This window comes from Mucilaginibacter sp. P19, assembly GCF_050632265.1.
Lineage (GTDB): Bacteria > Bacteroidota > Bacteroidia > Sphingobacteriales > Sphingobacteriaceae > Mucilaginibacter > Mucilaginibacter gossypii.
The window spans coordinates 2,273,588-2,293,614 of sequence record NZ_CP192586.1 but is presented as its reverse complement, the minus strand read 5'-3'; the positions used below and the strand labels follow the sequence as shown (position 1 = coordinate 2,293,614).

Genomic DNA, 20,027 nt, shown 5'->3' with positions numbered 1-20,027 from the left:
AATCAAACACATAAATTTAACCTTATCTACGCACATCACGGCAACTATTATTAAAAGGTTGCCCGTTGTGCAAAATAATTTAAATTTTTCTCACAATTGGATAAAATCATGCACACTTTTCTCACCTACGGAAATCATTTATACAAAATATGCACAAGCTAACACAGCCTCAATAAAATCTTTGCAAATAATTATATTTTTGCCAATGAGGCAACCTGTACGTGTATTTATAGCGTAATACCATGTAAACCCCGCCTGCTTTAAAGGCCTTTTATGAGAATCGACATAAACCCAAACTTCCCTGTAAAAAATTGTAAAACCTGCGGGACACGTCCGATAATTGAACAAGCAAAAGATCGCTGGATTATCCTGTGCCCCAATCCGAATTGTCGAAATGCCATTTCTGACAAGCTGATTAATATAACAGAATGGAATAAGCAAAATCCATAATGTTTTTTCGCCGGTTTATTTATCTTAAGGCAACCATCCCCGGAACATGCACGATATATATTATAAAAGGGCATAACAAGCCCTTAATAATTTATATACTAATAATACTACTGCTGCATGGTACCGGTGTCTGTTGTGATCATTACTAAAAACGAAGCTGCCTTAATTGAAGATTGTATAAAAATGGCTTCTTTAATTACCGATGATATTGTTGTGATTGATAATGACAGTACCGATGGCACGCCGCTTATTGCCTCCCGTTATGGCTGCAGGGTGTTTCAAAAAAGCTGGAGCGGATATGGAGCAAACAAAAATAAAGGGGTAGCCCAGGCCCGCTACAACTGGATCTTAAGTATTGATGCTGATGAGGTACTTGATTTGGAGCTTATTAAATCGCTCCATAATTTAACCTTTGACAAACCGAATGTTGTTTACGATATCAAATTCAAATCATACTTTGGCAAAAAGCTGATCCGTTTTGGTAATTGGGGAAATGATCATCACGTGCGTTTGTTTAATCGTTCATTGGTAAAATGGGGCGAAACCGAGGTACACGAAACCTTGCTTTTGCCTTCCGATGCCGAGATCAAAAGCATAGCGGGTTATATCCAACACCACTCTGTAACCGATATTGACGACTTTAAGCGTAAAGCTATTCTTTATGCACAGCTAAGCGCAGCCAAATATTACAAAGCCGGTAAAAAGGCAACGTTTATCAAGCTATATTTCTCGCCCGCTTTTGGCTTTTTACGCAATTACATTATCAGGCTTGGTTTTTTAGATGGAGCTGAAGGATTGGCTATAGCGCGTGTTATTTATAAAAACACACGCCTTAAATACGCTTATCTGAAACAATATAAAGAGTTGTCTCAAACGCGAAACACCTATCGTAACGAGTTGGCTATAGAGCAGATTAACTGACCAAGGTATGGTATGGTATCGTATAGTTGGCAGTCTGAAGTCAAAACTAAATAGGACTTTTGAGCTGAGGCTAAGTACTATCGACTTAAAACTATTTGTCCAGCACCTGTTGGTAAAACTTCAACGTTTGCCTGGCCAATATATCGATATCAAAACATTGTTTTACCTTTTCATTGCCAGCTAAAGCAAGGCGCAGGCGTTTTTCAGGCTCATTGAGCAATGTAACTATTGCCGATGCTAATTCCTCAATATTGTCTGGATCTATCAGCAGCCCGTTAACGCCATCATCAATAAGTTCGGTGCCGGATGTTCGGTTTGAATTGATCACCGCTGTTCCACATGCCATGGCCTCTAACGGCGCAAGTGCAAAAGCTTCGGCATATGATGGGAATACCGCCACTGCCGAATTACTTAAACAGGCATAAAGTTCATCCCTCCCCACATGCCCTTTAAACACAACACTGCTTTTTGCATCCTTCTGCAAGCAGGCGATTACTTTACTTACCGGGCCTTTCCCCAGTATCAGTAACCGGGCATCAGGGACCTGTTTTATAACTATATTCCAGGCCTCCGCTAACTGAAAAATCCCTTTTTTTGTACAAGGCTCCCCGTAAAAACCACCTGCTTCGCACCGGACATGTCGCTGCTTCCAATGACGATATTTGTATCTATACCATTATACAACACCGTGATGGATTTGTTATACGACAGGTAATCAGCACTTTTTCTGCGGTATAGGCGCTTGCACTGCTAACAGCCGCTGCGCGGTTTAAAATATCCTGCTCCATTTTCAAAATATGCGGTGCTACCGGTATCCCTGCCTCAGCATTAAAGTAGGTAATGGAACCATTAAATTTAACAACTACGGGAACAGGTAATGTGGGAAACGGCACATATGATTTACAAAACCTGATATAATCATTATAATCGGGCATTTCAATAATGTTGATCTGCTCATCGGCTATCATATGTTCCAGCTTTTTTTGATAAGCCGCAATGCTTCTTTTTATATCCCGTTGCGTAATACCTGTATCCAGTAATATCCTGTTAAGCATCCGTACCCCGGCAGACCGCTGATTTTCAAACCACTTATCATCAATACTCCAGCGATATCTCAAAACTTTTACACCTTCATCCTCAAATTCATCCGCGCCTCCGTATCCGCGGCTATACAACCCGGCAACAATTACCTTATGCCCCAGCTTTACCATTTGCCGTGCAATGAGCCGCACATAGGTTCCAATACCGCCATGCGGTCCGGGAGGATATTCATCGCACAGATATAAAATGTTCATTGCGCTAAAAACTGTTTACTGTTTTGAATATTGCGACTGCTCAATTGGTTTGACATTAAAGCTACTAACAGATAAAAAACTATCCCCAATAAAAGCCTGAACAAGAAATGTATGTTTATTGAAGCTGTGATAAACCAGCCAGCCAAAGCAGCAGGGAACAGTATCACAAATGGCCTTAAGCTGATATGCATGATATTTTTATTCACTAACCTGTAATAGAGCACCGCCTGTAATATATTGGTAATTAAAAATGCCATAGCCGAACCAATACCATTCAGTAGCGGGATCAATATCAGGTTAAGCGCAATATTTGTTGTAGCACAGATTACGGTAACAGATGATACAGCCTTGTACTTTTTAACGCTAAAACTTAACGACCAAAGCAGGTTTATGAAAAACTGCAGGGGTATACACAATGATAGGATCAAAAATTCGGTAGCATTGGCCGCGCCATATTTGCCGCCGGTTATCATACCTACTACAGGTATCCAAAGTATATTAAGGACAAGAGGTAAGAGCATAGCCAACAGCAACTCGACGGTATTAAAGGAATTTACCTGCTCCTGCAATTGGTTAGATGGCTTTAAGGCCATCAGCCTTGACAGGCGCGGTAAAATAACAGGAGCTATAATAAGCATTGGCAACCGTGAAAGCTCATAAGCCCGGTATGCGAAACTATAATCGGCCAACACGGTTTTACTTGCCATAAAACCCAGCAATAGCCAGTCCATCCGCGACAAGCTCATATCAAATATTACCGATACATACTGCGCCGTGGCCTCTTTAAGCAACTTTTTATAAGCCCGAAATTGAAATTTAAAACTAAAATCTGTTTTCGTGATAACATAAATGAGCAGGGCCAGCAATTCGGCCCCGGCCGTGCCTATCATTACCATTACTATAGAGCGAACTTGTAATTGCTGTATGGTAATAAGATAGAATGCACCACAAACCCTTAAGCTGTTACTTATAACGGCAATTACGCCATAGGGTGTAAATTTTTCCTTTGCGTTTAGAAACTGCTTTAGCGGAATACCCAGGAAAAGCAGGCCCTGGGCTATAAAAAACCATGGCAGCGCCCGGTAAATATTGTCATGCAATATTAAACTTAATAATAACAGTACACCCAGGGTTACAAAAAAAGTAGTGAGCGAATGGAACAAAAATGCAGCCGCCGCCCAATCCGACCGTTGTGAGGCTGCTATACGCCTGATCACTACCTGCTCCAGTCCAAACCCCAGTATGGTGGTAACAAATATCGATAAGGCATTCATCCAGCTAATGGCCCCAAAACTGTCCTTACTCAGGTAAACAGAAATAATATAAAAAAAGATACTGCCAAGCACCTGCAAGGCAAGTGCCTGCAAACCTGACGAAAAAAACCCGATGAACGCTTTACTCCTGAACAACGACGTATATGTTTATACTCTTATACTATTGTTTTTATCGGCCGGTTGCCTGTAACATTTTAATATCCCGGTTAAATATCTGCATATATCAGCACATTAACGAGGCAACCATTCCATTTTTTGGCACGTAACCTATTTAAACAAAACAATTGCGACAAGGCCGGCAAAACCGGGAAATGAACATCAATAAATACAAGGGAATAATGACAATCAGTTTGCCGGGTTTTGATATTAAGAGGTGGAAAACTTATGCCGATTGGCGGCTGCTGATCTTCCTGCTGCTGTTTATCAACGTGCGGATCCCATTTAAGATAGTTGCGTTGATTTTTGTCTACATTAGCGAGTTTAACTTTCAATTTGGCTTTAAGCTGCGCAATTCAAGGATCCCGTTATTCTATCTGCTGGTTTTCCCTATAGCTATTGCCGCAGCAGTCATCAACCAAAATTTTTCCAACCTGTATTATATACCTGTTTTTGGCTGGGCTTTGATATGCTGGGCGCTGGCCCTGCTGGCGGTTCACCAGGTTAAGCTGATGGTTGATAAAACAGATGCCGAAACCATTTACCGTACACTGATCATTTTTTTATCATAAACGCAGCTTTCTCGGCGGGTAACCTAACGCATATTATGTGGATCACTAAAAGCATTAACCCCTATGCTTTTATGGGAATGCATCAGCGCTATTATATCAATACCGGCGATAATGTAATGGGCATAAGCTTTGACATTTCATCAACCAATGCTGTTATCTGTGCTTTCGGTGTGTTTTACTTCATTTATAAGAATAGCTTGCCCATGATGATCGTGTGCATGAGTACGCTGGCACTTACCTACAGTAACCTCATCAGCATTTTGGTACTGCTGATTCTCGCTTTCATTTTTGTTTATAAAACCACGCGCAATCAAAAAAGCATGATAGTAGTGGCATTGCTGCTTTATGTAATCTCCCTCGTCAAAATATCGCCGCAAAATGAAAAGTATATTAACGAAGTGACTAAAAGTACGCTGCGGGAAAATCGTATTGAAAAACAGGGCCATGCAGCAGTGCAGGCAACAACTGCCAATCCCGGAGGGCGATTCATAACCAGGGATGAACAAAGAAGGAGATTTGCACAAAACTATCTGGATAGCCTAAGCAGGATAAAGGCTGAACAGGAAAAACCAAGCGCACTTGATAAAAAGATCAAAAGCTTGCCGCTTACCGATGACGGCAGGCTATACATCCCGGCACCAAACACACACTTTGCGGAATTTTATAACACCGGCGAAATGACGCCCGACAGGCAACAGCTTATCGACTGCATAGCTGCTCACAGGGCTCAGCTATCGCTTTGCCGGCTTGAGCCCTTCAATCCTGCATTGCCTGGAAAGATTACCGGTGCAATACAAACCTTTAATTACCTTACCAGCCACTCTTTACAAAGTATAGTGGGCTTAGCTCCCGGAAATTTTTCATCCAAAATAGCTTTCAGGGCGGTTGGTGCCGGTATAAGGGGCAATTATCCCCCAAAATACATCTATATCAACCCAGCATTTATGCACAATCATTTAGACCTGTACCTGAGCTTTTTCAGCAAGGATGCAGGTTTCCGTTCGGTACGCAATAACCCCTACTCCACTTACGATCAAATGCTGAGTGAATACGGTATCCTCGGATTGCTTGCCCTGCTTATATTTTACATTGGCTTTTTTGCCCGGCATTATAAAAAGCTTAGTTATGGTTTGCCCATATTAATAATGGTAACGGGCATATTTTTTCTTGATTATTGGTTTGAGCAACTCTCGGTACTGGTAATTTTTGAATTGATGTTACTCCTCAATATAAAAGAAACTACTACACCCCATTTAAAAACAAAAACTACAGTGCAGGAGGAACTTGCGTATGCATAGTCCTCAAATTACTGTTTTAATGCCTGCTTATAATGCCGGTAAATATATTCGCGAAGCCATTACATCGGTACTTGAACAATCGTTTGCTGATTTTGAATTGCTGATTGTAAATGATGGCTCAACTGATGACACGGCAGATATTATTAACTCATTTAACGATGAGCGTATAGTGGTTTTGGGCCAGGAAAACAAAGGTGTAGCTGCGGCCCTCAATAAGGGTTTACGCCACGCGCGGGCGCCTTATATAGCCCGTTTCGATGCCGACGATGTATGTTATCCTTACCGCCTGCAGGTGCAGTATGATTTCATCACATCTCATCCCTATTATAGCATTATTGGTTCGGGAGTTGACTATACCGATGTTAACGGCGATCTGATATTTACCTGGCAACCTGACGCCCTGAGCCATAACCAGATAAGGCAGCTCAGTTACAGGATTTGTCCCTTCATTCACTCCAGTGTATTTTATAAGCGTGATACCGTTTTAAATGCCGGTGGCTACAATGAGCTGGCCTACACTTTTGAAGATCATTTTTTGTGGGCAGGTATTCTTAAACACGAAAAAGCTTTTAACCTTAATCAACCGCTCATTAAGGTGAGGCTCAATGCCGAATCCGTTACCATTGATGAAAAATGGCGTACAGGTAAATTCAGGCAGATCAAGTACAATGCCCTGCGCAAGGGGAGCATTACTGAAGCCGAAGGAAGGCAGTTGTCTGAGATCGGCATTAAACAGTTATCTCCACGCATCAAAAAAGGAGCTTATTATGCCCTGCTCGGCAAAAAATACCTGTGGAATAATTATCAGCCGGAAAAGGCAAGGGAAAACCTGCTGAAAACACTTTCTATCAGCCCGCTGCATCTCAAAAATTATTTTTTGCTGCTGATGTCATTTCTGCCCGAGCGTATGCTGATGAGTTTATATCAATTAGGTAAACGCAATTTCCGTTTAGCCGAAGCCGAGCTGCCAACCGCTGTTTTAAATCAAAACGAATTGAATTATGGCAGCTAAAAAGATAAAACTGTTTGTTGATGCCCACTCCTTTGATAAAGAATTTCAAGGAGCGCAAACTTTTATACGCGAATTATACAACCACCTGCTGGCCCACCGCCCGGACATAGATATTTACATCGGCGCCCACGATACCGATAATATCCGCAGATTGTTCCCGCTGCTGCCGCCGCAAAACATATTGCCTTATAAAAACAGGGGAATCAACATCCTGCGCTTTGTATTTGATATACCGGCCTACATCAAAAAATACAGGTTTGATTTTGCACATTTTCAATACGTCAGCCCTAAAAAAATGGCGGGCTGCAGGTACATAGTAACCATGCATGATATGCTGTTTAATGATTTCAGGAAGGATTTCCCCATCCTGTTCAGCTTAACGCGCAATTACCTTTTTGGTCGCAGTATTAAAAATGCCGACATCAAAACCACTGTATCCGACTATTCAAAAGAACGGATCTGTAATTATTACCAAATCCCCGCTGACGAAGTGCATATTATCCAAAACGGGGTAAATAACTCATTACTGCAATACCAGTCATCAAAAAAAGGCAGAAGATTGGGTAGCAGAAAAATTCGGCATAAGAAATTTCATCCTGTACACCAGCCGCATTGAACCCCGCAAAAACCACCTTTTGTTACTGCAAAAATATTTGAAACTGAAGCTATACGAAAAAGGCATTAGCCTGGTGTTCATTGGTAAAGCATCCATAAAAACTCCGGGCTTAGCCAAGCTCATCAAGAGCCTTACGCCTGAGCAAGAGCGGTTTTTCAGGTGGATACCGCGGGCAGAACAAGCGGATCTGGCAGCTTTTTACCGGGCCTGCAGGTTGTTTGTATATCCCTCAAAAGCCGAAGGCTTTGGGATCCCGCCGCTTGAAGCAGCCATTTGTGGGACGCCGGTACTATGCTCTTCAGAAACAGCCATGAAAAACTTTGGCTTTTTTGCGCCATATACTTTTAACCCGGCCAATCATACGGATTTTGAGCAAAAGCTATTACTTGCCGCACAGCAACCACCCGGCGATGCCTTCACCAGCCAGGTAGCGCGACATGTTGAACAGCAATACCACTGGCAAAAAAGCAGCACCATATTTTACAACTTGTTACAAGCAAATTTTCATTGTCATGAAACTAAAAATAGCGATCTTAGGCACGAGGGGCATCCCGAACTACTATGGCGGGTTTGAGCATATTTCCGAATATGTATCGGCCGGTTTGGTAAAAAAAGGGCACTCAGTTACCGTTTATAACTCCCACAACCACCCTTATGAAGCCGATACCTGGAACGGCGTTAACATTGTACATTGTTACGATCCGGAGTATCTGATAGGCACTGCCGGGCAGTTTGCCTATGATTTTAACTGCCTTATGGATGCCCGTAAACGTAAGTTTGATGTGGTACTGCTTATGGGCTACACCAGCAGCTCGGTTTGGGGCCACCTTTACCCGCCCAACAGCGTTATCATTACCAATATGGATGGATTGGAGTGGAAACGCTCCAAGTACTCAAAGCCTGTACAACAATTTTTGAAGTACGCAGAAAAGCTGGCCGTGAAACATAGCCAGTATTATATTTCCGACTCAAGGGTAATCAGGTCATACCTTAAGGATAAGTACGAGGTCGACAGCCGGTATATCCCCTATGGTGCCGATCTGTTTTCAGACCAGGAACGTGAGCAGTTTGATAAAAGCGAGGTGCTTAAAGAAGATTATTTTTTGCTGATGGCCCGTATGGAGCCCGAAAACAACATCGAAACTATTTTAGAAGGCTTTAACAACAGTTCATCAAAAAAAGCTTTATGGTTTTGGGCGATACCAGTAACCGCTTTGGCAAATTCATAACTCACAGGTTTAAAAACGATGACCGCATCCAGTTTAAGGGCGCCAATTTTGATAATTCGGTTGTGCGCGCGCTACAGAATAACAGCTACCTGTATTTCCACGGGCACAGCGTGGGAGGTACTAATCCGTCGCTGCTTGAAGCCATGGCCAGCGAAGCCCTGATTGCGGCCCATAATAACCCTTTCAATAAATCGGTACTCAATTCAGATGCTTTTTATTTTGATAATGCTAACGAGGTACGCCATTTGGTTGAGAATGTACGGCGCAAGGATACCGAACGCGAAATGGTGAAAAACAATCTTCATAAGATACAATACCAGTTTAACTGGGAGGTAGTGATCAACGATTACGAAGATTTTATACTGGAATGCTATCAGCAACAACATGGAAAAGTTATTAAGGCCTGATGATGCTTTAAACAACAGGATAAGCTATTACCTGCTGATGCTGTTATTGCTGAGCCTGCCCTTTAACCTGTTTTACAGCCACCTGTTTTTAATAGGCCTGGCCCTGCATACTACTATCCAAATTCGCAAAACAACTATAAAGCCGCTATTAACAAGGGCTAACTTTGCTTTGGCTGCTGTTTTTTTTGTAACGCTTTTGAGCATTATTTACACTACCAATAAGCCCCAGGCTTTTACAGAGTTAGGCAGGCAGGTTACTATTTTGCTTATCCCGTTAATCTTTTGTTTTAACCCGCTCGATTTAAAAAAATACCGGCATAATTTTTTATTCGTATTTTCATTAGGCTGTACCATCACTATCACTTATCTTTTTTTACAGGCACTTTTTACCATAAAATATTATCATCTGCCTTTAAAAGCATTGGCTTCTTCTGCGTTCACAAACCACAATTTTTCGGAACCACTGGCGATCCATGCCACATTTTTTTCCATGCAGATAGCCATAGCGCTGGTTTATCTGCTGTATATTTTGGTAAGGGAACCGGTAAAGACCCGTAAATTTTTCTGGCTTACTTGCTGTGGCATTTTAGCAATGGGCATTCTGCAGCTTAGTTCAAAATCGATATTTATAGCTTTGCTGCTTATTATAAATATCGCGCTGCCCTTATTTATACTAAAAGGGCGAAACCGTTTCAGGTTTATGGCCATTAGCACAGCATTATTTATAGTGGTGATGGCAGGCATTTATACCCGGGATACTTTTAAAGAACGTTATGTAACCGAGCTAAAAAAAGACCTAAGTCAGTCAACCGATGCCGAGCTTACTGATCCGCGATTAGCGCGCTGGAACGTGGCCATTAGTGTGGGAGCACATTCGCCTGTTATAGGTCATGGCGCAGGCACTGAAATTGGTTTGCTCAAAGACCCATTTTTTGACCATCAATTTTACCGCTCGTACCTGGCCGGGTTAAACGCACATAACCAGTTTATCAGCTTTTTTATTAAATCGGGGGGCGTTGGGTTGATGGTTTACCTGTGCGTGCTGGCATTTGGCATCAGGGCAGCCGTTACAAAACGCGACCTATTGCTCATGGCTTTTATGGTTATTATAACCGTCGTTTCCTTTTCAGAAAACTTTTTAGATGTGGATAAAGGCATCTTTTTTTACAGTGTATTTTTCTCACTACTAATATTTTCTGCAAGCTCAGAAACAACAGCTACCCACGCTAAAAATATTGTGTAATTAGTTTATTAACAAGCAACCAAAGCTGCAAGGGGTACGTCATCATTATATATACAAAGACGTGAAAAGTACAGTCATCTTAGTTGAACAAAACAATAAACGATTGTTAAATACCCGGAATAATATTTTAGCTACCCTTGCCTATTTTGACATGTGGGACTACCCTTTAACCTACGGCGAGATATTCCTGTTTTTGGAAAACAAGTATGGCCGGCATGATTTCACTGAAGCGCTTGATCAACTTATCGTCAATAAGCTGGTATTTCATTTCGACAGGTTTTATTCGCTCAAAAACGATTATATGATAGCGGTGAGGCGTAATAAAGGGAACAAAAAAGCTTCCGGGCTAATCAATAAAGCTAAAGAAGTAGGTGCCTTCCTGATCCGGTTTCCGTTCGTTCGCGGTATTGGCATTTCAGGTTCTTTGTCTAAGAACTTCGCCGATGACAATTCGGACATTGATTTTTTTATCATTACCGAACGCAACAGGCTTTGGCTTGCACGTACGTTTATGCATATGTTCAAAAAACTTACCTTTTTAGTTGGTAAGCAGCACAACTACTGCATGAACTATTATATTGACGAAGCCCAACTGCAGATAGTTGAAAAGAACATTTATACAGCAATTGAAGTAGCAACTATTATCCCATTAGAGGGTGACCTTACCTTTGAAAGCTTTTATAAATCTAATGCCTGGACCTCCGGTTTCCTGCCTAACAAATGTATGCGCCTCGCTACTGCTAAACCATTAAAAAAGCGGTGGTATAAAACATTTGCAGAAAGCCTGTTCAATAATTCATTCGGCGATTGGCTGGATAATGTATTGATGAAAATCACCTCCGGGCGATGGAACAAGAAAACTGAAATGAAGAAATTGAATATGCGGGGTACGGTAATGAGCATGGCCGCAAGCAAACATTTTGCCAAGCCCTCTCCCGAAAACTTTCAAATTAAACTGATAGAAAAATATCGGATTAAAGTTTCCATGCTGTTACAGCAATTTGAAGAACGGATGGCGCAATAAAACTCCTCCTTATTGTCATACCGAAATTATTTCGGCCCTAAAATGCTAAGTCTAAAACTTGTATGAGATACTTGTTTATAGTTTCCGCAAAAAGTTCGGGCAACTTTTTCAATTACATTTTCCTCAGCGAAATAATATAATAATCGCCTACGTACTTAAACGGCCAGGTGGCCTTCAACCTATTCTCCCAACGGGCAAGTGTTTTATAGGCACGCGGATGTTTTTCGGCAAAGCCTTCAATATATGATGGCGGTACGATGGTACACAAGCCCTCAACATCCAATACTTTAAAGTCGGATTTTAAACGTTTTTTAATATAGGATGGGTTGTAATAGAAACAATCAAAGTATACACCTTCAACATGCGCCTTGCGGCCATTACTGCTAAAAAACCGGCGAAAAGCAGTTTTAAATTTCCCTTTAAATACCAGTAAAGTTTCCCAAAGGCAGAATTTGGGCAGCACCACCAGGGTCACTGTGCCGCCGGAGTTTAGCAACCCGACAAATGAGCTCAATACTTTTTCCAGCTCACCGGTACAATTGAGGCCTGCAAAGTTGGAAAAGATCAGATCATAAGGGCCTTTATTGTTTAGCTGTTCAAGCTGCGTATATGAACAAAGCTCATTGCTTACCGCATGCTGCATATCATACTTTACCACCTTTTCGCGTAGTTGCTGCTGCATCCCTTTTGAAATATCGGTAGCATGTACTTTAAATCCTTTTTGTGCAAAAAACAGTGCATCTTCACCGGTACCACTATTCAGTTCAAGGATGTTGCTTCCAGGCTTCAGGTATTGCAGGATATGATCACGCACGCGTTTGCGCTTGTACGCAATTATCGTGTCGCCTGAGTACAATTCATCAAAAACTACCGACTGGTTGCTAAATGCAGCCTCGGCAAATTGTTCGTTTATACGTGATGCGGTGCCGGTCATATCGCCTTTTCAAATTTTTCCAGCTTCAGCTTTTCAAGATAAGTAAGCGGCGCATAATAAAACACCGATAACGCTTTCCTGATATTTTTTACCGAGCTCCCGAACGGATCTTTCAGCAGTTTTTGGAAGCTGTTTTTAGCCAGGTGCTTGTGATAGTTGCGGTGGACGTATTTATGCAATTGCTTGTAGTAAAAAGGCGGATAGGTGTTTTTAAACATCAGCGCCATCTCGTCGGAGTCAGTCCAATTGGTTTTCTTTTTCAACTCGTTTTTAACGCGCTCGTAAAAACCGGTACCCGGCAACGGATACGATACCGAAATACCAATCTCAAATGGCAGCAACCGGTTAATCATATCTATGGTAAGCGTAATATCATCCCGCGTTTCTTCGGGGTAGCCAAACTGGATAAAGAACGATGGCTTAATGCCATGCGCTTTCATGAGGTGCGTAGCCGTATGGATCTGATCGATAGTGATCCCCTTATCCATGGCGTCCAGTACCTTCTGCGAACCGCTCTCGGCCCCTATCCATACATTCTCACAACCGGCTGCGGCCAAGGCTGCTACGGCTTCTTTCTCGGCCAACAAATCGGCCCGCGACTGAATCTTGAAACGGATCTTAATTCCCTCCTGTGCCAGCAGCTTGGCAAATTCCTTTACCCAACCGGGTTTCAATCCAAAAATATCATCGCAAAACCAGATATGATCCATCTGGTACCGCTCCTTAAGCATTTTAAGTTCATTAACAATATACTGCGGACTGTGAGAATTGTACCGGTTGCCATAAATAGGCTTGGCACACCAGTTACACTTGAACGGACAACCGCGGGTAGTTACCACATTAATTGAAAAACAACCCGCATTCTTCATCCACATATCCCGGTAGGTATCCATATTCACCAAATCCCAGGCGGGCATGGGCAAACTATCCAGTTCCTTCATTACCGCGCGGCCGGGTGTTTTAATAATCTCGCTGCCGTTCGTGTAAGCTAATCCTTTTATTTCAAAATGATCAGTATTCCCACTTCGGATATGTTTAGTTAGTTCCGCCAGCGTTTGTTCAGCTTCACCCAATATCACAAAATCGGCTCCCTCGGCAAGATATGCTGCATATCGATCGGTTGAATCTGAGCTGGAAACGATAACGGTACAACCACGTTCCTTAGCCAGCTTGCACATTTTAAATGCAGCCTCGCGCATATTGGTGAGGCACATTTTGGTCAGGTAGTTGAACCCATCATCATAAACCACAAAAAAATCCGGTTTATTCAACTCAATAGCGGCTATCACCTCGTCAGGATTGCTCACAAACATGGTATCAAACAGACTTACCCGGTAACCCTGCTCCCGCATCAGCGCAGCAGCGTATATAGTACCCAGTGGCGCATAAGGTTGCCCTATGCCCCATTGCTTTGGGTCGAACCGTAAAAAGTAAGAATGTGTAAACAGTATATTGTTCATCGTGTTTTAGCCTGTTTCTAAATCCAGGGAAATTTCCTATACCCTCCCAGGGGAAGAAATCGCACATTTCCGCGCTTCATTGCTTTTTTATTATCAATCCAACCTCGCCAGCGGCGATAAATTAAGCGAGCACACACATTTAACACAGGTAGGGTCATTAGCCATATCCAGTGTTTTGCGAAAATTGATCGCCTCTTTGCTGTTCAAAATATCATTTAATGAATTATCCCTGATGTTACCTATCGCCTCATGAAAAAAGCAAGGCCTTACCGTGCCATCAGCCTCAATCACTGCCGACACCCATGGTGCATTACACTTTTTAAACGGGAATGTATTATGGCCATAAAAAGCAGCATAATAACCATAAATATCCCGGATCTTAGCCGGAGATTCGGCAATGAACCTGTTGGCAAAATCGCTTTTATTAGCCAGCACCTGGTCTCGTCATTTCCTGAAATTCGGCAAGTTCATTTTCAGTCGGCAGTATCTCATGTTGCCGAGGCTCGGCCCATGCTGTTTGGCGGTTAAAGGCATGGCTGCTAACATCAGCCGGTAAAAAACTTACCTGGTCTATCTCCATCTGCCTTGCCGCTTCAATAATAGCCTGCCAATTCCTGTAATTTAGGCGATGGATCACTGTACGAGCTGTTATGCGGTATTTTGGTTCAATAGATTTAATGAATTTCACCCCTTCCCGGAGTTTATTGAATGCCCCAGGTACATTCCGGATAGCGTCATGTAAAAGTTCATCGCCATCTAAAGAAACAATGAGGTCGTCAACCCATCTTAAAATATCGAACGCGTTTTTTTATAGACAAACCTGTCGACAGCAGCGTAACCTTGATCTTTTCAGCACGCAAAATCTCGCATAGCCTGAAAAAATTGGTATTCAGCAATGCCTCCCCGCCCGACATCAATACATGCTTTGTACCGAATTTCCGTAAAGCACCTAACAGATCGGTCACGTCGGCTTCGGTAAGCTGCTTCAGGTTTTTATTATCCCTCCAGATATCGCACATTACGCAACGGCAGTTGCAGGCACTGTGCGGCATCAAAATCACGATGGGTAGCGCAGCGATGCGGTGCGTTTGCAATGTGCGGAAACGCTGAAAGGTATGATATAACGATTGGCCTGTCATCTGCATAAATTAAAATCCCTGTATTTCGGGCTGCCTGTAACGCCAAACCTTTTGTAGCAACTTTATTTCATAAGGATAATGGTACATGCTCGCCTTATAGCGCATGGTAGCTACCAGTTTAATGGCCATACGTTTAATCATATTGAGCCTGATATCAGTTACCGTTGGATACACCCCGTTCAGCACCGTTTCAAAATTCCTGATCTTATCGATCATTTCCGGTGTAAGCCATGGCGTGAGCGGATTTTTACGAAGATCAAAGGCTTCCCATGCCGGGCTTATCCAGTCTTCCAACGTTTCCGGAAAACGGAAGCCGCTTTTCATTACCTGCTTAAACAATTCCGACCCTTCGGTAGGCACAGGACTGTAGGTATAAATCACGATCTCGGTTTTAGGGTTCACCGCTTTTACCTTTTTAATAAATTCTATTTCAAAATCAATTTGCGACTGAACCTGTTCCTGGGTTGGCGCTGGAGTGCCTAATACAAAGGAATATTCGGGTATGATGTCAAACTTTTTAAGGCGTTCGGCAAACTCAATGATCTGGTCACCTGTTTGCGTGCCGCCCTTATCCATCTGTTCTAAAATGGCATTGTTACCACTTTCGGCTCCGAAAAAGATGATCTTACATCCTGATTCGCGGATTGCGGCAAGGGATGAATCTTTAAATTTCGACATGGTATCGATGCGGGCCATACCCCACCAGGTCATGTTTTCGGGTTTTATTAAACGGGCAAACTCAACCGCGCGCTTTTCTGATACAAAAAAATTGTTATCATGAAACTCAATGGCATCTGCACCCCATTTATCTTTAATATATTTTACATCCTTATAAACATTCCGGGCCGATTTTGCCTTCCATCTTGCCTCATATATTGGCACTACAGCACAAAAGGAGCAGGTGAAGGGGCAACCGATGCTGGAGTGATAAGCCATCGTTTTTTCGCCCAGGTAAGTTTTACCCAAAAACTTGGTGATGGGATAAAAAGTATTCAGCTTATCATATGGCAAGGCCGGTAGGCTGTCCTGATCTAAAAGGTCTTCCTTAGCGGTTTTGATGATCTTGCCATCGGTTGCTTTATAGATGAGGTTGCGGATAAACTCATAAGGTTCGTTTTTCTCCAGGGCATCAATCAAGGCGGGGAAAGCGTGATCACCAGGCCCGTTGATAATAAAGTCGACATAACCGGAATATAAAACCGCGTTAGGTTGATTTGATGGGAAATACCCCCCAGATCATTTTGGTATTGGGATATCTTTGCTTTATAATTTTTGCCGCAGTAATAGCCTGCTTTAACTGCGGACCGGGCATAACTGTAAACCCAAAGTATTTAAACTCGCCGGTGCTTAAATAGCTATCTATCTTAACCATCGGGTCATGCTCACAATTGCCGTCAACAATTACCCAATCATATTTTCCATCAACCGAGGCCGCTATATTTAGTATCGAATTAGGTATGCGATACTTGTTATTTGCACTGCGCGGGTTAAATAATAATATCTTGTTCATCTGTTAGTATCAATACTTTGCTTTCAATCCCCCCGGCAATGGGTTTATCTTTTAGTTTAAGCAACCTGTAAAGCACCCCTGCCATTACAAAGTCTGCACACAAAATAAAACCCACTGCCATACCCAATCACAAATGAGGGGGATTGCCCATTCAACAATTAATCTGAGCTTCTACATTATCACTTTCACACTAATAAATACGCCCTGGCTTTCACACAGGTTGCCTGCCTTTATAAATAAAATAGCTGGCAACCATTATTATTTAACAGCCGTATCTGCTGATATAAGGTTTAATTAAATACCCCCGGAACCGTGATCCAAACTGTAAAAAATTATATTAAGCAGCGCTTTTTCCCGCCCGATATCATAGAGAAAAACTCGGTGGATGCCTACGATATCTGGGCCGAGCATTATGATGCGCAGCCAGGTAACCTCATGCTCGATTTGGATGAAGTTTTGTTTCCCCGCCTGGTTACGGATACAGTTATCGCCGGTAAAAACGTGGCCGATATTGGCTGCGGTACCGGCAGACATTGGGAAAAGATGTTTGCGCTAAATCCAGGGCGGTTAACAGGCTTTGACACATCGGGCGGAATGCTGTCCCGTTTACAGCAAAAGTTTCCATCGGCAAATATTTACCGAATTACCGATGACCTGTTCGGTGACATGCCATCGGGGAGTTTTGACACCATAGTTTCAACCCTTACCGTTGCGCACATCAAAAATATTGAAGTTGCCTTGCAGGCCTGGATGCGGATCCTGAAACCGACCGGCGACATCATTATTACCGATTTCCATCCGCAGACATTGGCAAACGGCGGCAAGCGGACATTTAAACATGGCAGTAGTTTTATAGCGGTCGAAAACTATGTACACCCAGTAAATACCATTAAAGATCTGTTGCTGAACAACGGTTTTAAGCTAATTGCCGAAGAAGAAATTAAAATAGATGAAACCATGAAGCATTATTATGCCAATAAAAACGCGCTTCATGTTTATGATAAATATAAAGGCTTCCCCATTATTTACGGGTTGCACTTGACGAGAACTGATGGTACTGAATAACGTGATGATACCGGGAAACGATGCCGTGGTGAGCATAAGTATAAGCGAGGGTAAAATAAAACAGGTTTCCCCTCACATACTGATGACCGCGAACAGCTGACCTTTGTGAATGCCATTGCTTTTCCGGGCCTGATCAACTCGCATGACCATCTTGATTTTAATCTTTTTCCGCAGCTTGGCAATAAAACCTATGAAAGTTATACTGAATGGGGAAAACACATTCACCGCGCTTACGCCGTTGAGATTGCATCTGTGCTAAAAATCCCTATTGCCCTGCGCGAACGCTGGGGTGTTTATAAAAACCTGCTTTGCGGCGTTACCACAGTGGTAAACCACGGGGAAAAAACTACCATAAATGATCCTCTCATCACCATATTTGACAATTGCCAGAGTATCCACTCCGTCCGGTTTGAAAAAACTGGAAGAAACGGCTCAATAACCCGCTTAAAATAAATAAACCGGCCGTCATCCATATAGGCGAGGGCACAAACGATATCGCCCATACCGAAATAGATGAACTAATTAAATGGAATATCCTTAAGCGTAAACTCATCGGGATCCATGGAGTAGCTATGGATCCTCAACAAGCCAAACATTTCGAAGCCCTGGTTTGGTGCCCCGAATCAAACTATTTCCTGCTTAATAAAACAGCGGCCATTGATGAGCTAAAAAGCAAAACAACGATTTTATTTGGCACAGATAGCACACTTACCGGGCATTGGGACATCTGGCATCACATTCGCCTTGCGCGTAAAACCCAAATGCTTAATGATGATGAATTGTACAACTCTCTTACTTCATCCCCTGCCCAAACCTGGAAACTAAATAGTGGCAGCATTACCAGCGGATTTGACGCCGATATTGTAATAGCCAAAGCAAAAGGCAAAGTTGGTTTGCAGGCTTTTTATAATATAACACCCAATGATATTTTACTGGTGATGCATAAGGGCGTGATTTTGCTGTTTGATGAATCGCTTTATCACCAGCTTACGGGTATAATTACCCAAAATTACAGCAAGGTCTTTACCGGCAACCATTTCAAATACGTGATGGGCGATATCCCTGGTTTAATAGCCGAAATAAAACGATACAAGCCGGATGCCTGTTTTCCCATACCTCACCCAGCCCTGCCTGCCGCATGAATATCATCAAAAAAATATGGTCAAAATCGAAATCCAAAGCGGTTTATTTAAGCGGTGGTGGATGCCACGTTTTGGGGTTGGATAAAGACCTTGATACCTCTAAATAAAAATAGCATTTGCTTTTGCCACCATTAATACTTTTTAAATGAGATACGTTTTAGCCAGTTATGTGTACACCAAAGAGTTTAACCAGCCACAGGCCTGGTTAAAGCGCATTAACATGTATACCGGCATATTAGATGCCCTGGCCAAAAGCAACGAGGTGATCAGCATTGAACAAATCAATTACGAAGGTGAACTGACACAAAACGGGGTTAACTACCATTTCAGAAGATACCCAAAAGCGGCGCTCAAATATTTTCCGTGGGCTTTGCATTTGTATATTAAAAGCCTTAAATCCGATGTGGTAATAGTACATGGTTTGCATTTCCCCTTGCAGGTTATCCAGCTACGCCTTATGCTTGGCCGCAAAGTAAAGGTCATTGTACAAAATCATGCTGAAAAACCTTTTACCGGTTTAAAAAAACTACTTCAGCGGGCAGCCGACCGGTTGGTTAACGCCAACTTGTTTGCATCGCATGATATGGGTATGGAATGGATTGCCGCCGGCAACCTCAAATCGCCCGGTAAAATACATGAGGTAATGGAAGTTTCCTCTGTTTTTTATCCTATAAGCCGCTTGGAAGCCAACTCTCAAACAGGTGCACAAGGCAACCCGGTGTTTTTATGGGTAGGCCGTTTAAACGAAAATAAAGATCCGTTAAACGTGGTGAAAGCCTTTTTGAAATTCGCCGAAAGTTCGCCCGGGGCAAAGCTCTTTATGATCTATCACACCGAAGAGTTACTGCCGAAGATCAACGATTTATTAAACTCATCACCAAATATAGAAGCCATTGAATTAATTGGCGAAGTACCACACGCCGATTTATTGTACTGGTACAACAGTGCCGATTTCATTCTCTCCGGCTCACATTATGAAGGCAGCGGCACCGCTATTTGCGAAGCCATGTCATGCGGATGCGTGCCGGTGGTTACAGACATCCTTTCGTTCAGGATGATCACTAACAACGGTGAATGCGGCGTATTGTATGAACCGGGAAATGAACCTGCATTACTTGATGTGCTCCTGCAAACTACACAAATGAATGTTGCAGAAAAGCGGAGATTATCCATTGAATATTATAAGCAAAACTTATCGTTTGAGGCTATTGCAGAGAGGATCGAGAGCATAGTGCAAAGCCTTTGAATGCTTGCTCTTACAATCACCAGCTGCGGATAAA

Annotated in this window: 23 protein-coding genes and 1 pseudogene; 14 read left to right on the top strand and 10 right to left on the bottom strand. The window is 42.6% G+C overall.

Annotated elements, in window-relative coordinates; all coding sequences use genetic code 11:
* Positions 1–567: 567 nt before the first annotated feature.
* On the top strand, positions 568–1,371 hold the full coding sequence (locus tag ACQ86K_RS10960) for a glycosyltransferase family 2 protein (protein WP_091167877.1): 804 nt from the start codon (positions 568–570) through the stop codon (positions 1,369–1,371).
* Positions 1,372–1,462: 91 nt separating this feature from the next.
* On the opposite strand, the pseudogene ACQ86K_RS10955 reads toward ACQ86K_RS10960, so the two are convergent.
* The 3 genes and pseudogenes from ACQ86K_RS10955 to ACQ86K_RS10945 form a co-directional block, all read right to left on the bottom strand.
* Positions 1,463–1,972 (bottom strand): annotated as a pseudogene (locus tag ACQ86K_RS10955) (glycosyltransferase family 4 protein); the annotation flags it as partial.
* A 67-nt stretch (positions 1,973–2,039) separates the two neighbouring features.
* Complete coding sequence (locus ACQ86K_RS10950) at positions 2,040–2,666, bottom strand: glycosyltransferase (RefSeq protein ID WP_431200346.1); 627 nt, start codon at positions 2,664–2,666, stop codon at positions 2,040–2,042.
* Positions 2,663–4,075, bottom strand: coding sequence for an oligosaccharide flippase family protein (locus tag ACQ86K_RS10945; RefSeq protein ID WP_431200345.1), 1,413 nt, complete (start codon positions 4,073–4,075; stop codon positions 2,663–2,665). The genes ACQ86K_RS10950 and ACQ86K_RS10945 overlap by 4 nt, the downstream gene beginning before the upstream one ends.
* 176 nt (positions 4,076–4,251) lie before the next feature.
* Here ACQ86K_RS10945 and ACQ86K_RS10940 point away from each other — a divergent pair, with 176 nt between their 5' ends.
* The 9 genes from ACQ86K_RS10940 to ACQ86K_RS10900 all read left to right on the top strand — a co-directional run bounded on the left by ACQ86K_RS10940 (position 4,252) and on the right by ACQ86K_RS10900 (position 11,497).
* The gene (locus tag ACQ86K_RS10940) at positions 4,252–4,668 is read left to right on the top strand and encodes a hypothetical protein (protein WP_431200344.1); all 417 of its coding nucleotides are present in this window, start codon (positions 4,252–4,254) and stop codon (positions 4,666–4,668) included.
* Between the two features lie 35 nt (positions 4,669–4,703).
* Positions 4,704–5,966 carry a hypothetical protein gene (locus ACQ86K_RS10935; RefSeq protein ID WP_431200343.1) on the top strand — a complete coding sequence of 421 codons (1,263 nt, stop codon included), beginning with the start codon at positions 4,704–4,706 and terminating at the stop codon, positions 5,964–5,966.
* Positions 5,959–6,978: a glycosyltransferase gene (locus ACQ86K_RS10930; RefSeq protein WP_091167888.1), complete on the top strand. Its 1,020-nt coding sequence runs from the start codon at positions 5,959–5,961 to the stop codon at positions 6,976–6,978. The genes ACQ86K_RS10935 and ACQ86K_RS10930 overlap by 8 nt, the downstream gene beginning before the upstream one ends.
* A complete protein-coding gene (locus ACQ86K_RS10925; RefSeq protein WP_431200342.1) occupies positions 6,968–7,594 on the top strand; it encodes a glycosyltransferase in 627 nt (208 codons plus the stop codon). The genes ACQ86K_RS10930 and ACQ86K_RS10925 overlap by 11 nt, the downstream gene beginning before the upstream one ends.
* Positions 7,494–8,168, top strand: coding sequence for a glycosyltransferase (locus ACQ86K_RS10920; RefSeq protein ID WP_431200837.1), 675 nt, complete (start codon positions 7,494–7,496; stop codon positions 8,166–8,168). The genes ACQ86K_RS10925 and ACQ86K_RS10920 overlap by 101 nt, the downstream gene beginning before the upstream one ends.
* Complete coding sequence (locus ACQ86K_RS10915; protein WP_431200341.1) at positions 8,107–8,823, top strand: DUF1972 domain-containing protein; 717 nt, start codon at positions 8,107–8,109, stop codon at positions 8,821–8,823. Before ACQ86K_RS10920 ends, ACQ86K_RS10915 begins: the two co-directional genes overlap by 62 nt.
* A complete protein-coding gene (locus tag ACQ86K_RS10910; RefSeq protein ID WP_431200340.1) occupies positions 8,787–9,230 on the top strand; it encodes a hypothetical protein in 444 nt (147 codons plus the stop codon). The genes ACQ86K_RS10915 and ACQ86K_RS10910 overlap by 37 nt, the downstream gene beginning before the upstream one ends.
* Positions 9,208–10,473, top strand: coding sequence for an O-antigen ligase family protein (locus ACQ86K_RS10905; RefSeq protein ID WP_431200339.1), 1,266 nt, complete (start codon positions 9,208–9,210; stop codon positions 10,471–10,473). The genes ACQ86K_RS10910 and ACQ86K_RS10905 overlap by 23 nt, the downstream gene beginning before the upstream one ends.
* Positions 10,474–10,534: 61 nt before the next feature.
* Positions 10,535–11,497 (top strand): hypothetical protein, encoded by a 963-nt coding sequence (locus tag ACQ86K_RS10900; RefSeq protein ID WP_431200338.1) that lies wholly within the window; start codon positions 10,535–10,537, stop codon positions 11,495–11,497.
* Between the two features lie 112 nt (positions 11,498–11,609).
* Here the strand turns inward: ACQ86K_RS10900 and ACQ86K_RS10895 are convergent, their stop codons facing one another.
* From ACQ86K_RS10895 to ACQ86K_RS10865, 7 genes are all read right to left on the bottom strand, one after another.
* Entirely contained in the window at positions 11,610–12,431 is an 822-nt protein-coding gene (locus ACQ86K_RS10895) for a class I SAM-dependent methyltransferase (RefSeq protein WP_431200337.1), read from the bottom strand.
* Positions 12,428–13,891 carry a B12-binding domain-containing radical SAM protein gene (locus tag ACQ86K_RS10890; RefSeq protein ID WP_431200336.1) on the bottom strand — a complete coding sequence of 488 codons (1,464 nt, stop codon included), beginning with the start codon at positions 13,889–13,891 and terminating at the stop codon, positions 12,428–12,430. Before ACQ86K_RS10890 ends, ACQ86K_RS10895 begins: the two co-directional genes overlap by 4 nt.
* Positions 13,892–13,984: 93 nt before the next feature.
* Positions 13,985–14,326: an SPASM domain-containing protein gene (locus ACQ86K_RS10885; RefSeq protein WP_431200335.1), complete on the bottom strand. Its 342-nt coding sequence runs from the start codon at positions 14,324–14,326 to the stop codon at positions 13,985–13,987.
* Positions 14,316–14,579, bottom strand: coding sequence for a hypothetical protein (locus tag ACQ86K_RS10880; RefSeq protein ID WP_431200334.1), 264 nt, complete (start codon positions 14,577–14,579; stop codon positions 14,316–14,318). The genes ACQ86K_RS10885 and ACQ86K_RS10880 overlap by 11 nt, the downstream gene beginning before the upstream one ends.
* An 88-nt stretch (positions 14,580–14,667) precedes the next feature.
* A complete protein-coding gene (locus ACQ86K_RS10875; protein ID WP_431200333.1) occupies positions 14,668–15,030 on the bottom strand; it encodes a radical SAM protein in 363 nt (120 codons plus the stop codon).
* Positions 15,031–15,039: 9 nt separating this feature from the next.
* Positions 15,040–16,167, bottom strand: coding sequence for a B12-binding domain-containing radical SAM protein (locus ACQ86K_RS10870; RefSeq protein WP_431200332.1), 1,128 nt, complete (start codon positions 16,165–16,167; stop codon positions 15,040–15,042).
* Between the two features lie 67 nt (positions 16,168–16,234).
* Positions 16,235–16,540, bottom strand: coding sequence for a hypothetical protein (locus ACQ86K_RS10865; protein WP_431200331.1), 306 nt, complete (start codon positions 16,538–16,540; stop codon positions 16,235–16,237).
* 312 nt (positions 16,541–16,852) lie between these two features.
* Here ACQ86K_RS10865 and ACQ86K_RS10860 point away from each other — a divergent pair, with 312 nt between their 5' ends.
* The 4 genes from ACQ86K_RS10860 to ACQ86K_RS10845 all read left to right on the top strand — a co-directional run bounded on the left by ACQ86K_RS10860 (position 16,853) and on the right by ACQ86K_RS10845 (position 19,993).
* Positions 16,853–17,605, top strand: coding sequence for a class I SAM-dependent methyltransferase (locus ACQ86K_RS10860; protein WP_091167915.1), 753 nt, complete (start codon positions 16,853–16,855; stop codon positions 17,603–17,605).
* 105 nt (positions 17,606–17,710) lie between these two features.
* A complete protein-coding gene (locus ACQ86K_RS10855; RefSeq protein ID WP_431200330.1) occupies positions 17,711–18,058 on the top strand; it encodes a hypothetical protein in 348 nt (115 codons plus the stop codon).
* Entirely contained in the window at positions 18,055–18,747 is a 693-nt protein-coding gene (locus tag ACQ86K_RS10850; RefSeq protein WP_431200836.1) for an amidohydrolase family protein, read from the top strand. The genes ACQ86K_RS10855 and ACQ86K_RS10850 overlap by 4 nt, the downstream gene beginning before the upstream one ends.
* A 145-nt stretch (positions 18,748–18,892) precedes the next feature.
* Complete coding sequence (locus tag ACQ86K_RS10845) at positions 18,893–19,993, top strand: glycosyltransferase family 4 protein (protein ID WP_091167920.1); 1,101 nt, start codon at positions 18,893–18,895, stop codon at positions 19,991–19,993.
* Positions 19,994–20,027: the final 34 nt, after the last annotated feature.